Origin of the sequence: Latilactobacillus curvatus JCM 1096 = DSM 20019 (assembly GCF_004101845.1) — a bacterium.
GTDB classification, from domain to species: domain Bacteria; phylum Bacillota; class Bacilli; order Lactobacillales; family Lactobacillaceae; genus Latilactobacillus; species Latilactobacillus curvatus.
In genome coordinates, this window is the sequence record NZ_CP026116.1 from 1,623,773 (window position 1) to 1,636,069 (window position 12,297).

The following is a 12,297-nucleotide window of genomic DNA, read 5'->3' on the forward strand; positions in this document are numbered from 1 at the left end:
TTTAATAATATTGATAAGCGTATTGTTTTACGGATGCTAGTTGAATTTGTTACATTTATGGAGAACTAGCAATATATTTTAAGGAAACAAGAAAGGATGATTGTTATGTTACATTGGTTATGGGTTTTAATTATTGGCGCTTTAATTGGGGTGATTGCGGGGGCATTGACAAGTCGTGATTTACCTGCAGGTTGGATCGGCAATATCGTCGGTGGGTTAGTCGGCGCCTGGCTAGGCCAATCATTGTTTGGCAGCTGGGGACCACAGCTTGCCGGGATGGCCTTAATTCCATCCATTATCGGTGCCGTGATTGTCGTTTTCGTTGTTTCATTATTATTCACACGTAGAAAATCCTAATACAAAGGGGCGGACACCATGAATAAATTAACTAAAGTGGTGATCAGTTTAGCCAGTTTGCTTGGGTTGTGTCAGGTAGCGTGGTTTATCACATTAATCTATCCACTACAACAATCCAATAAGCAATTTATGAATCTTAGTTGGCTACCCGAACAATGGGTCGGTAATTTTGGACTTGGATTAGGAGTGCTTAGCGGCTTAATTTTCTTATATTTACTGCTATTGGCATTATTCAGTCCACCGAAAAAACGCCAAATGATCATCAAGACCGATAAAGGTGAACTAGCACTTTCCCGCAAAGCGGTTGAAAAAACAGTGACACAAGCTATTATTGAAAAACACCGTGTTAAGGAAGTGTTAGTCCATACGACGTTTAAAGGCCGACATCCAAAAGTGACTGCCGACGTTCAAGCGGTCACAGTGGATCGCAACGATCTCGATCAACAAGCACGGGCAGTTAAAGAAACGGTACAGCAAGCATTACAAACAATCTTTGAGATGCCGATTAAAGCAGTGAATGTCAAACTATCACCGCTAAGTAATCAGGCAAAAAGTGATGTGAGGTGAGACAAATGAGACGTTCTTATTGGGGCTTTGTTGTTGGGGCAGTGTTGGCAGCCATTTGGATTAGTTTTGGATTTATGAGTTTAATCTTGATTATCATCGCTGGTTTACTCGGCTACATTGCAGCTAGTTTAACAGGGTCTAAGGAAGATCTAGAAGGATTTAGATCACAAGTTAACCGGGTCTTGAAGCAGGATAAATAACGGAGGTGTGACAAAATGGTAGAACAAGCACATTTAGATGAAGTGATGGCCAATAGCAAATTGACTTTTGAAGATGCTGTAATCGCCAAAATTGCTGGTAAGACAGCGCAAAACATTGATGGCTTATTATCGATGAACGGTAATTTCTTCAGTGATATTGCGGATCGTTTTAGAAACGATAGTGATCCAACGAAGGGCATCAGTGTGGAAGTTGGCGAAAAACAGGTCGCAATCGACATGACCATTATTTTGGAATACGGCCGGAATGCACGGGATGTTTTCGAACGATTAACAGCTGCAGTGACTGAAGCTGTCGAATCAATGACCGGTTTGAGTGTTGTCGAAGTTAACAGCCATGTCAGTGACATTATGACTAAGAAAGAATGGCAACAACAAGGCAGTAATCCAAAGAAAAGTGATTCTGAAAAACGCGTTCAATAAAAATAGTAAAGGATGATGAAAACGATGGATAAACCAAACAAACCAATGGATAAAATGATGGATAAGACAATGGATCAACATACCGAAAAAATCGAAAAAGAATTGAACTTCTCGGATGGTGTGATTGAAAAAATTGCGGGCCAAACGGTGCATGACATCGATGGCGTCTTAGAATTATCAGGCGGGATGATGAGTCAATTAGCTGATCGTTTCAGAGACCAAGAAGATCCGACAAAGGGCGTCGACGCTGATATTGATAACCAAGAAGTAACGATTGAATTGGATGCCATCTTGGAATACGGTAAATCAGCGCCAGACATCTTCGAACAAACAATTGAACGCATCGCTAAATCAGTACATCAAATGACTGGTTTAAACGTGACGAAGATTAAAATGAATGTCTCTGACTTGATGACCAAGAAAGAATGGGCAGCAAAACAAGATTCTCCAAAAGAAGATAAATAAAAAGAAGGTATCCGGTGGGCCGGATACCTTCTTTTTGTATAGATTAGTGTTCAAATTGGTTTAAATCTAAATTTAATGCCGTTGCGACTCGGCGACCGTATTCTGGATCCGCTTGGTAGAACTGTTTGACTTCGCGGATTTGAATTTCAGGTTTTGTAACTTGGCCGAGATTTAAGCGAATGTTTTCGATTAGTCGATCTTGTTCTTCATCAGTTAGTAAGTTGTAAAGCTTATCGGCTGCTGAATAGTAATCGGGATCGGCTGGATAGTTACCGGTTTGACCGCTAAGTTGGTCGCCATGAATTTTGGCAGATGGGACTTCTTTTGGACCATTTTCACTATTAGGTTCATAGTTGACGCCTGTCTCTTGGTTTTTTGCCATGATCCCGTCGCGTTCGTAATTATGCACGGGCACTTTTGGCCGGTTAACAGGTAATTGTTCATAGTTGGCACCTAGACGGTAACGTTCAGCATCTTTATAACCGAACAACCGTCCCTGGAGGAGTTTGTCAGGGGAAGCTTCAATCCCAGGAACTAAGTTAGCAGGTGAGAAAGCCAATTCTTCGATATCCTCAAAGTTGTTGGTTGGATTTTCATCGAGTACCATTTGACCGATTTCGATTAAGGGGTAATCCTTTTGTGAAATGACCTTCGTCACATCAAAGATATCTTGCGGATAGTTTAAACCAGCTTCATAAGGAACAAGTTGAACGGCAACGGTCCAACTTGGATGGTCGCCTGTTTCAATCGCATCGAATAAATCATTTTGTAGATAATCTGTATCTTTACCAGCCAATTCGGCAGCCAGTTCGTTACTTAAGTTATGGACGCCTTGGTTTGTCTTGAAGTGGTATTTTACCCAGAACTGCTCACCAGCAGCATTCACCCATTTAAAGGTATGACTACCGTAGCCATGCATCATCCGATAACTAGCGGGAATCCCGCGATCACTCATTAAAATCGTCACCTGATGGACTGATTCAGGTGAAAGTGACCAGAAATCCCACTGCATGTCTTGGCTTCTCGCGTGTGTTCGTGGATCTCGTTTTTGGGAGTGAATGAAATCAGGGAATTTCAGAGGATCATTAACAAAGAAAACGGGCGTATTATTACCAACAATGTCATAGTTGCCTTCTTCGGTATAGAACTTAAGGGCAAATCCACGCACATCACGATAAGTATCGGGATAGCCGGCTTCACCAGCTACTTGTGAGAAGCGCGCAATCATTGGTGTTTTCTTACCAGCACCACTGAAAATGGCTGCCTTTGTGTAGGCGCTCATATCCTTAGTGAGTTGGAAGTAACCTTTAGCACCGGCGCCTTTAGCATGCACGACCCGTTCTGGAATCCGTTCACGATTAAAATGCGCGAGTTTTTCGAGCAATTAATAATCCTGAATTAAAACGGGACCGCGTTGACTAGCAGTTTGCGAATGTTGATTATCCGCCCACGTTTGGCCCTCATTAGTCGTTAGTTTGTTTGTCATGTAAATAGCCTCTTTCATTGCACTTTGTGCCCAGAGAGATAAGACAGGGTCAACTCAACTATATTATTTCTCAGCGAAACTGCAATATTATTGCTTGTGCAAAAAGCCACTAAAAAACGGTTTACAACTAATAAAATTAGTCGTAAACCGTCATGTTATCTGCTGATGAGACGCGGCTTAATGTATTGCTGGTATAAATAAGCAGCCCCAAAAAAGTAACTAGTTGCCAGTAAAGTGACGAGCGGCAAACTTTGAAACATTTGGTGTGGGAGAATAATGGCCAATAAAGGGAAGGCGTAGGCGGCGGGAATTCTGACTTGTAGCAGATAGAGTAATGCCCAAACTAGTGGCAGTGCAATTAAGGTTACCAATAACCGTGAATCAAGTAAGCTATAAGCGACGAATCCGATTGTGGCGGCGCCAGTTAATGCAACCATCTGCTTGATGGCCATTTTACCTGGATACATTGGTTTTTGTAGAATTTCAAAAAAGACGACAAGTACCGGCGGAATGGCAGCCATCTGTGGCCGGCCGAGTAAACTAACAACTAACACCCATAAGAGTGCAATGATTAGAAAAACCAGCATGACGCGATAGTTAATCGTGGCATGATAGGGATGTTGCAGATGCAATTTGCGGAGGCTAACGACCAACATCAAAGTGAGCGTAAAGCCTAAAATTGCAATGATGAATGAAAGTTCAGTGGCGTTGACGATAATCGGTAACAGCCCCGTTGCAAACGATGGTGCGAGTGTCGAGCGAAATAAACAAAGTAAAACAATCATGATGAGTAGTAGTAAGCTAATTTTAACTGCATAACTGAGCGGCAACCGATTAATGCCAAACCCAACGATGGCGGTTATCGATGGCAGCCAAAATATCTTGGCGGGTTGATTGAGCCAACCCGGTTCGTGATAAATCCACAGCCCCGTTGTTAAGGCTGCGATTTCGGGTAGAATAATCTCAACATCGTTCAAGACAGTGGCAATGCCCACCATCAATAATACGAATCCAAAGCCGAGTAAGTAATCCGATAGTTTTAATTTTTGGGGTTTCAAAAGATAAATGACTCCTTAGTGTGGTTTGAGTAATAGTATTTATTATACGCTACTGAAAAAAGAGGACAACTCAAAAAAGAGCGTTTCAACTAACGAATAGCTGAGACGCTCTTTTTTGAATTAAATAATTATTAGTCGTTCAAGTTATAGCGTAATTTCATGTGTTCTGAGCCTGAAATCACCATTTGGCCAAGTAGGGCTGTTTGGCGTTTAAGTGATTCGCTGGCTAATTTGTTATTAGCGGCTTCCAAGAAGGCTGCAGCGTCTTTTTGATCAGTGAAGGCCTTGTCGGTTTCGTTTTGGATCACGTGATAGGCACTCATTGCTTCGAGTTCGAAGGTGTTACGCATATCAACGTAGAAGTCGTAATCTGTATCGCCAAGTAAGGCGGTTGTACAGCTTAACCAGTACATGTTGTTCAAGTCAAAAATACCTGTGGCATTCTTGTATGATTCTGGTGTGTCGTTGATATTCGTGTAGAATGGCACGACGGTGTTAAATGTATTGGCACCATAAGCTAACCATTGAATACCGGCAATTTCAGCAGGCACGTTGTTGCGCACTTGTAAAATATGCACGTTGTGATTCCGGTTAATTCCGATTGGCCGGAAACGAGTTTTAACATCTTCAGGGGCGCTACCGTAAGGATCGTATTCTGTATTTTCAAAGTGAGCGCTCAAGACGAACTTGACGTCTTCGATTGAAATCTTGCGGTTGGCATGGCAGATGAATGGTAAATCTTGGTCCATTGGATCTTGTTTGATTTCTGGATTGAAGTATTGTTGACCGTACCATGTTCGTGGGTTGTTATAAACCGTATCTTTGATTGAAGCACTGCCGAAAATATGACGGAGATTGTAGCCTTCAAAGTCAGGATTTAAGTGGTTGTCATCAATTAATGTTTTTAAATCAGCTGAGCAAAGCGTGTCGGCTGAATCAAAGTCGAAATGATTGATGTTCATCCGGTTAGGGGCAACCACGTATGCATCATCAGGGATGCGAACAGCAACCCAGTGATGACCACCGATTGTTTCAAGCCACCAAACACTGTCTTTGTCAGAAAAGGCAATCCCGTTTGGTTCGTATGTGCCGAATTCTTCAAGGAGGGCGCCTAAACGTTCGACCCCTTCTTGAGCACTGTGGATGTAAGGCAAGACTAATGTTACAATATCTTCTTCACCGATGCCACCAGGGACAAAAGGATCAAGCCCTTGAATCCGGGGGTTAGTGGTAATCGTTTCTGTGGCAGACATCGTGATGTTTTCACTGTTAATCCCAGCAGCTGGCCAAATCCCGTTCGTCAATAATGAGTTAGGAATTGAGGTATAGCGCATTGGGTTATCAGGCAATTGGATTTGAACGCCGCTAATCACCGCTTGATAATTCCGGGGTTGGTCTTCAGGATTGACCACAACAAAGCGTTGTGGATCCAAAGCTTCGTGGCCATCATCATTTCTAGAAATCATGGTTGAACCGTCGATGGAAGCTTTTTTGCCGACTAAGACCGTGGTACATGACCCTTTAATTGGTTTTTGCATGTCAAAACACTCCTTTTATTTATTATCCATAGTATAACGCTTTTGGCGGGAAAGTGGGGGATTGAGCGATAATCATGTGAAGGAATTGTTTAAATGCAAGTGGTTGAGGGTGCCAAGTCAGTTATCATTGGTATTCAATTCGTTGGTATCAACAAAAAGATTCGGATGAGTCGTCAACGTAAAGCACAACATGCAACTAATAGGGCTGAACAACATGCCGAAAAGAAGGCCATACAATACAGCCGTTTTCAGCAACACCAGATTAAGAAGCGGGAAAAACATCGGAGACATTGAAAAAGAAGAGGTGGGGGTAATCCGCATCTCTTCCTTTTAATATCGTCAGACAAAATATGAGGTTTAGTTAAATAATGATATACTCGATTTGATTTAAAGGAAAGAGGGGACTAATGCTGAAGTTAGCCGATTGTTTATTAGTGATTGATCTCCAAAATGGTGTCTGCAAAAGTGAGCAGCCTGTTGCGCGTCTTAATCAATTAATTAAAGGCGTTAATGCCAGAATTGATGCCTATCAGGCGGAAAGTCGCCCGATTATTTTTGTCCAACATAACGATAAGACTTTAATTGCTGGTCAGTCGACTTGGTAGATAATGCCAGAATTGAATGTGCCTAAAACGGCAATCTTTGTTCAAAAAACGCATGCGGATTCATTTTGGCAGACAAACTTACAAACGTTATTGAGCCAAATGCAAATCAAATCGCTTGAAATTTGTGGTGCCCAGACCAAATACTGCGTCGATACAACGATTAAAGTTGCCCACCATTTGGGCTACCAACTCCAAATGGTAGCTGGTCTTTCAACTACAACGGACAACGCCTATATGACGGCTGAACAGACAATTGCCTTTTACGAAAACGTTTGGCAGAACCGTTTTCTAGAATTACTAAAATAAACGGTAATCTCTGGTACAATGGACCTTATCATCACTTAAGAGGAGTATCTATTAATGTCAAAAACAGCTTTAATTACAATGCAACCAACAGACCAAACGACAGGGACAACGGTCATTTACGCGCCAGATAATGCGGCCAATCGTGTGTAGGCTGCTAAACAGTCCAACGTACAACTGATTTCGATTCCAGGTTATGTTCGTTTTGGCGATCATATCGTTAATTTTTTCGTTAAAAAAATTGTGAAACAAGGCGATGTTTCGGCATACAGTAATATGTTACAGTTTGTTTATTTTTCACACATGATGGCTTACAACGTGGCAAATACGCCAGTTGAAAGATTAGTTTTTGCAACGTAAGATCTAGCGACTAAAGTATTGATGCAGTTTGATAATCAAGCATGTTATAATAATCAAATAACAGTCTTAGCCAAATAATATAGAAAAGCCCCGCTCAGATGAGCGGGGCTTTTCTATATTATTTTTATAAGTTAATGATTTGTGCAACCTCACCGTGGTGTCCGCTAGTTGTTAGGGGGGCATTAACACCGCTGATATCGTCTATGTTGGTTACAATCACCATACTGGTTGCTTCTTTACCCGCAGAAGCAAGCGCAGCTAAGTCGATTTCAACTAATAACTGGTCTGTTGTCACCGGATCGCCTTCTTGAACGTGAATGGTGAACGGCGCACCGTTTAATTCAACGGTATCCAAGCCAAGGTGGAGTAATAATTCAACGCCCGTTTTGGTTGTAATCCCAAGTGCGTGTTTTGTTGGGAAAACACTAGAGATAATACCGTCCACTGGTGAGTAGATATGACTATCACTAGGGTTTACTGCAAAACCATCACCCATCATTTTTGTTGAAAAAACGGCGTCGGTTACTTGTTTGAGCGGGATGACGGGTCCATCTACAATAGCGTGTAATTCGAGTTCTTTGGGTTTACGTGAGAATAGTTTCATAATGATGACTCCTTCTACTTAGTAAAATATTCGCTGATAACGTTCGATGAATCAGCTAATTGGTTCGTATTAGCGGTGAAATCTTGTTCTAAGAAACTGTAATAGAGTAGGTCGACAGCGTAAAGCTGTGCAATTAATGAAGTCGTTGCCGCGCTTCTTAGCTGACTGTTTTCAGTACTATCATCATGCTGTAACGTGATGGTTGCTAACTGTGCGATTTGACTTTGATTATTATGAGTTAAAACAATAATTGGAATATTAAGTTGTTGTGCAATTTTAGCAAGTTGCAGAGGCTCTTGTTTTTCGCCAGAGTTAGAAATTAAGATAAGTGCTGCCTGTGTTTTCTGTGTGGTTAGTGCTGCTGCCAGTAGATGCGTATCAAGTGATTGAATGACAGATTTACCAACGCGCAGTAGTTTTTGTTGTAAATCCTCAGCGGCAACGTTTGAAGCACCAAGCCCATAAATGAAAATGGTTTGTTTCGAGTGGAGAATCATTGCGGATTCTTCGAGCGCGTCATTCTTGAGCCGATGATTGGTTTCAGTAATCGCTTGGTTAATTCGAAAAGTTAGTTTATTTTTTAAGTCAGTTGTTGTATCGGTCGGATTAATTTCATCGAAGAGCCGTTGATCGGTATTCCCTTCAGATGAAAGTCGTAATTTGAGTGCTGGAAAGCCACCTTGACCACAGAGTGTTTTACCAAAGCGAGCGACAGTCGCTGCACTAACGTTAGCCGCTTTTGCAAACGCACTAGTTGTCATTGTCGGTACTTGTACTGGATGGGCAAGTACGTATTGAGCAAGCCGCTGTTCTGTTTTGGTTAAAGTTGGGAGTTTCTTTTGAATTGAAAAAAGTATGCTTTCCATAAAATCAGCGTCCTTTAAAGGTTATTTTTCCATTGTAGCATCTTTGGGAATGCCAAAGAAATAAGTTGCGACAAAGCCACCGGCATAAGCTGCGAGCAAGCCTAAGATATAAGCGAATTGATGGCCGTTTGTAATTAAAGGAATTAAGGCTAAGCCACTAGGTCCGATGGCAATCGCACCAACGCCGCCCATTGCACCAATGACGGCACCGCCAATCCCACCACCGATACAGGCAGTGATGAATGGTTTCCCTAATGGTAAAGTAACACCGTAAATTAACGGTTCGCCAATGCCGAGGAAGCCAACAGGAAGCGCCCCTTTAATCATATTTGTGAGTTCTTTATTCTTACGACAACGAATCCAAAGGGCAAGTGCGGCCCCAACTTGGCCAGCACCAGCCATTGCTAAGATGGGTAAAAGTAAAGTTGAACCTGTTTTGTTGATCATTTCGATATGGATTGGTGTGAGGACTTGATGGAGCCCGAACATTACCATTGGTAAGAAGAGTACACCGAGCGCGAAACCAGAGAAGGCACCCCCGACATTCAGAATCCAATTAATTGAGCCGACAAGTGAATTTGAAATCACACCGGCTACCGGCATAACGATGAAAATTGTGAAGACCCCAATTAATAATAATGAAATTGTAGGGGTGACAATAATATCAATTGAATCTGGAATAAATTGATGCAATTTCTTTTCAACCAATGAGAGAATCCAAACTGCGAAGATGACACCGATAATCCCACCTTGGCCTGCAGATAAAGGATCGCCATTGAAGATATTGTGTAATGGCAACTTAGGATCAACACCACTTAGAAGTGTAACAGCACCAATGACACCACCTAAACCAGGAGTTGCACCAAATTCTGTGGCACTGTTAATCCCAACATAGATTGCGAGATAAGCGAAGACGCCGTTTTTGATGACGTTTAAGATGGTAATGAATTCAGACCAGTTTGAACCAAGGGATCCAGCGACCATCATGTTTGATAGAACGGCGGCAATTCCCCCGATTAAACCAGCGCCGACGAAAACCGGAATTAAAGGAACGAAAATATTTGAAATCGACTTTAAGACCCGCTTGGTTGGCGTACTCTTTTGTTTTGCTTTTTGTTTTGCCTTAACTTCAGCGGCTTTTGCTTCGACTTTTTCGCGGTCGGTCATTGTTGCGGCTGTGGCAGTTGTGGTGAGATTTTCTGGGAAGGGTTCACCAAGTTTAACACCGACTTGGTCGACCATGATTTGGGCGACTTTATTGACAATCCCAGGACCAACGACGACTTGAAGCGTGTCTTCTTCGACAACCCCTAAAACGCCATCGATTGCTTTTAACGCAGTCATATCAACTTGATCATCGTCACGAATTGTCATCCGCACACGTGTCATACAGTGAATTAATTTAGCGACGTTTGCGGGTCCGCCAACAGCGGCGTAAATTTCTCTGGCTAAGCGTACTTCTTTTTTTTCAGTCATAATAGTGCCTCCTTAAGGTTTGTTATTGAATAGTTTGACGTACAAAACCGTGTGCTTGTGTTAAACGTTCTTTGGCTTCATTAGCCGATAAATCCGTTAAAATCATAACAATTGCGAGTTTAACGTCTTCGTTGGCGGCGCTAAATTGGGTTGCCGCAACATCGTAAGTACAATCAGTTGCAGCCATGATGATTCGTTTGGCACGTTCAACTAATTTTTCGTTGGTTGGTTTCACGTCGACCATTAAGTTTTTGTAGACTTTACCAATTCCAATCATCGAAGCAGTTGATAACATATTAAGCACCAATTTTTGAGCAGTACCTGATTTGAGCCGGGTCGAACCGGTTAAAATTTCAGGACCAACTTCGACTTCTATATTAATTGTGGCATGTTGGCTGATGAGGGCATCGAAGTTGCAAGCTAAGCTGACAGTACTGGCACCAATTTGGTTGGCATAATCAAGACCGCCGATGACATATGGGGTCCGGCCGCTAGCCGCAATACCAACTACTGTATCGTTAGCGGTTAAGTGGATTGCTTCCAAGTCTTCGCGACCTAATGTCGGTGAATCTTCTGCCCCTTCAACGGCAACGGTCATTGCTTGCATACCACCGGCGATTAAACCTTGGACCAGTTCCGGTTCTGTTCCAAAAGTAGGGACACATTCGGCGGCATCGAGAACACCAAGACGACCGCTTGTTCCAGCGCCCATATAAATTAAGCGTCCCTCATTTTGGAAACTTTGAATGATAACTTGAACAGCAGCTTCAATATTGGGGAGTGCTTGTTTAACACTTTCTGGCACATTGTGATCTTCTTCGTTCATTAGTGTGAGTACTTTTTCAATTGAAAGTTCGTCCAATTGCATTGTCTTTTGATTACGGTTTTCGGTTGTTAAATGACTTAAATCCATATTAATCAATCTCCTTTAGTTGGATGGCTTGTCCAGCCTGAATGAATGGCAGTAATGCGTGATCTTTTTGGATGACTTTTCCAAGAACGTTAACACGAGAATCTGCGGGTAGGTCATGTTTGGTAATCTGTAACTCGCCCATATAACGTCCATAGTCTTGGTTATCGAGGGTGATGCTGCCACGTAATCGTACTGATGTCTGTTCAGGTTGGATTGTGGTCTGACAAAGTGGCCGGCCTTCTTCTAATCTGATGACATCACGGGCGACATCGCGCCGATTATGGAAATGTTGGTTAAAAAGATAAGGGGGGCAGGGGGCTGACTTAAGCATGTACAAGGTTATGACGTGTTGATGGTAGAATGCATCAAATTGCGCTAGAGTGGTTTTTGCTAAAGTTGGATCACCGATGAAGACCTTATCTGTTTCACAGTTGAATAAATCGAGCGCACTAGCAAGCGGATGCTGATAACGATGGGCTTCCAAAGTGGGTAATCCTTCTTCAAGTGGTCCGCGTAAAATGCCATCACCAGGAACAAAAGCTTGAATGGTTAAACCTTGCGTTTTAAGCCACTGATTTTTTTCAGTAAACCAGGTTCGTTCTAAACCGGTTTCATTTCTAGGGTAATAATTATGCCAAGCTTCTATGTTAGCGAAGTTGGCACCAGCTGCGCGTAAAACGGCTAAATCTTGTTCGGCAATTGTGCTTGCGTTGAGGGCAATCTTCAAATATGGTGATAACTTAGCAATGGTTGAATTATCGATGCCGAAATCAATTCGCAAACCAGTAATCCCAAAGGACAGTATTGCGGCGGGATCGTTAAGTGAGAGACCAACTGCTGGTAATGAACTTGTTTCAATATCAATCATCAATTGTAAGTGTTCTTCGCGACACGCAGTGCTGAGTGCTTTGATTCTAGCAGTGTATTGTGAAATGTCATCTTCAGGAATATGCATCGACGTGAAGACTTCTGTGAAGCCAGCGGCGTGCATTTTTTGAAGGTTCATGCGGCTTGCTGAGGTGAACGGTTGATTAAGATAGATAGAAAAACCAAACATA

At 42.4% G+C, this 12,297-nt stretch carries 13 protein-coding genes and 2 pseudogenes; 7 read left to right on the forward strand and 8 right to left on the reverse strand.

The window, feature by feature from the left end:
* Positions 1-105 precede the first annotated feature (105 nt).
* The 5 genes from LCU_RS08455 to LCU_RS08475 are packed head-to-tail and all read left to right on the forward strand — an operon-like array spanning position 106 to position 2,030.
* Positions 106-357, forward strand: coding sequence for a GlsB/YeaQ/YmgE family stress response membrane protein (locus LCU_RS08455; RefSeq protein WP_004270655.1), 252 nt, complete (start codon positions 106-108; stop codon positions 355-357).
* Between the two features lie 18 nt (positions 358-375).
* Positions 376-924 carry an alkaline shock response membrane anchor protein AmaP gene (gene amaP / locus LCU_RS08460; protein WP_056966069.1) on the forward strand — a complete coding sequence of 183 codons (549 nt, stop codon included), beginning with the start codon at positions 376-378 and terminating at the stop codon, positions 922-924.
* A gap of 5 nt (positions 925-929) precedes the next feature.
* Positions 930-1,124 carry a hypothetical protein gene (locus LCU_RS08465; protein ID WP_004270666.1) on the forward strand — a complete coding sequence of 65 codons (195 nt, stop codon included), beginning with the start codon at positions 930-932 and terminating at the stop codon, positions 1,122-1,124.
* Between the two features lie 15 nt (positions 1,125-1,139).
* Positions 1,140-1,565 carry an Asp23/Gls24 family envelope stress response protein gene (locus LCU_RS08470; protein WP_004270662.1) on the forward strand — a complete coding sequence of 142 codons (426 nt, stop codon included), beginning with the start codon at positions 1,140-1,142 and terminating at the stop codon, positions 1,563-1,565.
* Positions 1,566-1,589: 24 nt separating this feature from the next.
* Entirely contained in the window at positions 1,590-2,030 is a 441-nt protein-coding gene (locus LCU_RS08475) for an Asp23/Gls24 family envelope stress response protein (RefSeq protein WP_100069789.1), read from the forward strand.
* Positions 2,031-2,073: 43 nt separating this feature from the next.
* Here the strand turns inward: LCU_RS08475 and LCU_RS08480 are convergent.
* The 3 genes and pseudogenes from LCU_RS08480 to LCU_RS08490 all read right to left on the reverse strand — a co-directional run bounded on the left by LCU_RS08480 (position 2,074) and on the right by LCU_RS08490 (position 6,112).
* Positions 2,074-3,516: pseudogene (locus LCU_RS08480) on the reverse strand (catalase).
* Between the two features lie 155 nt (positions 3,517-3,671).
* A complete protein-coding gene (locus tag LCU_RS08485) occupies positions 3,672-4,574 on the reverse strand; it encodes a hypothetical protein (RefSeq protein ID WP_004270665.1) in 903 nt (300 codons plus the stop codon).
* 131 nt (positions 4,575-4,705) lie between these two features.
* Positions 4,706-6,112: a C69 family dipeptidase gene (locus LCU_RS08490; RefSeq protein ID WP_056966071.1), complete on the reverse strand. Its 1,407-nt coding sequence runs from the start codon at positions 6,110-6,112 to the stop codon at positions 4,706-4,708.
* A gap of 93 nt (positions 6,113-6,205) precedes the next feature.
* Between LCU_RS08490 and LCU_RS08495 the strand changes: the two genes are divergently transcribed.
* Together LCU_RS08495 and LCU_RS08500 are read left to right on the forward strand one after the other, a co-directional pair.
* Positions 6,206-6,406 carry a hypothetical protein gene (locus tag LCU_RS08495; protein ID WP_004270672.1) on the forward strand — a complete coding sequence of 67 codons (201 nt, stop codon included), beginning with the start codon at positions 6,206-6,208 and terminating at the stop codon, positions 6,404-6,406.
* 113 nt (positions 6,407-6,519) lie between these two features.
* Positions 6,520-7,023 (forward strand): annotated as a pseudogene (locus LCU_RS08500) (cysteine hydrolase family protein).
* 481 nt (positions 7,024-7,504) lie between these two features.
* Here the strand turns inward: LCU_RS08500 and LCU_RS08505 are convergent.
* The 5 genes from LCU_RS08505 to LCU_RS08525 are packed head-to-tail and all read right to left on the reverse strand — an operon-like array spanning position 7,505 to position 12,296.
* Positions 7,505-7,984, reverse strand: coding sequence for a PTS sugar transporter subunit IIA (locus LCU_RS08505; RefSeq protein WP_054644429.1), 480 nt, complete (start codon positions 7,982-7,984; stop codon positions 7,505-7,507).
* Positions 7,985-7,998: 14 nt separating this feature from the next.
* A complete protein-coding gene (locus LCU_RS08510) occupies positions 7,999-8,850 on the reverse strand; it encodes a MurR/RpiR family transcriptional regulator (RefSeq protein ID WP_004270534.1) in 852 nt (283 codons plus the stop codon).
* 21 nt (positions 8,851-8,871) lie between these two features.
* Entirely contained in the window at positions 8,872-10,326 is a 1,455-nt protein-coding gene (locus LCU_RS08515) for a PTS transporter subunit EIIC (protein ID WP_056966072.1), read from the reverse strand.
* Between the two features lie 22 nt (positions 10,327-10,348).
* Positions 10,349-11,239, reverse strand: coding sequence for an N-acetylmuramic acid 6-phosphate etherase (gene murQ / locus LCU_RS08520; protein WP_004270546.1), 891 nt, complete (start codon positions 11,237-11,239; stop codon positions 10,349-10,351).
* 1 nt (position 11,240) lies between these two features.
* Positions 11,241-12,296, reverse strand: coding sequence for a DUF871 domain-containing protein (locus tag LCU_RS08525; RefSeq protein WP_056966074.1), 1,056 nt, complete (start codon positions 12,294-12,296; stop codon positions 11,241-11,243).
* Position 12,297 lies beyond the last annotated feature (1 nt).

What these genes read in the sequence shown, in the direction of transcription:
- LCU_RS08470 (WP_004270662.1), top strand. Translation starts at nt 1,140, where the DNA reads ATGGTAGAACAAGCACATTTAGATGAAGTGATGGCCAATAGCAAATTG.
- LCU_RS08455 (WP_004270655.1), top strand. Translation starts at nt 106, where the DNA reads ATGTTACATTGGTTATGGGTTTTAATTATTGGCGCTTTAATTGGGGTG.
- LCU_RS08475 (WP_100069789.1), top strand. Translation starts at nt 1,590, where the DNA reads ATGGATAAACCAAACAAACCAATGGATAAAATGATGGATAAGACAATG.
- LCU_RS08505 (WP_054644429.1), bottom strand. Translation starts at nt 7,984, where the DNA reads ATGAAACTATTCTCACGTAAACCCAAAGAACTCGAATTACACGCTATT.
- LCU_RS08495 (WP_004270672.1), top strand. Translation starts at nt 6,206, where the DNA reads ATGCAAGTGGTTGAGGGTGCCAAGTCAGTTATCATTGGTATTCAATTC.
- amaP (WP_056966069.1), top strand. Translation starts at nt 376, where the DNA reads ATGAATAAATTAACTAAAGTGGTGATCAGTTTAGCCAGTTTGCTTGGG.
- LCU_RS08465 (WP_004270666.1), top strand. Translation starts at nt 930, where the DNA reads ATGAGACGTTCTTATTGGGGCTTTGTTGTTGGGGCAGTGTTGGCAGCC.
- LCU_RS08510 (WP_004270534.1), bottom strand. Translation starts at nt 8,850, where the DNA reads ATGGAAAGCATACTTTTTTCAATTCAAAAGAAACTCCCAACTTTAACC.
- LCU_RS08490 (WP_056966071.1), bottom strand. Translation starts at nt 6,112, where the DNA reads ATGCAAAAACCAATTAAAGGGTCATGTACCACGGTCTTAGTCGGCAAA.
- murQ (WP_004270546.1), bottom strand. Translation starts at nt 11,239, where the DNA reads ATGGATTTAAGTCATTTAACAACCGAAAACCGTAATCAAAAGACAATG.
- LCU_RS08525 (WP_056966074.1), bottom strand. Translation starts at nt 12,296, where the DNA reads ATGTTTGGTTTTTCTATCTATCTTAATCAACCGTTCACCTCAGCAAGC.
- LCU_RS08515 (WP_056966072.1), bottom strand. Translation starts at nt 10,326, where the DNA reads ATGACTGAAAAAAAAGAAGTACGCTTAGCCAGAGAAATTTACGCCGCT.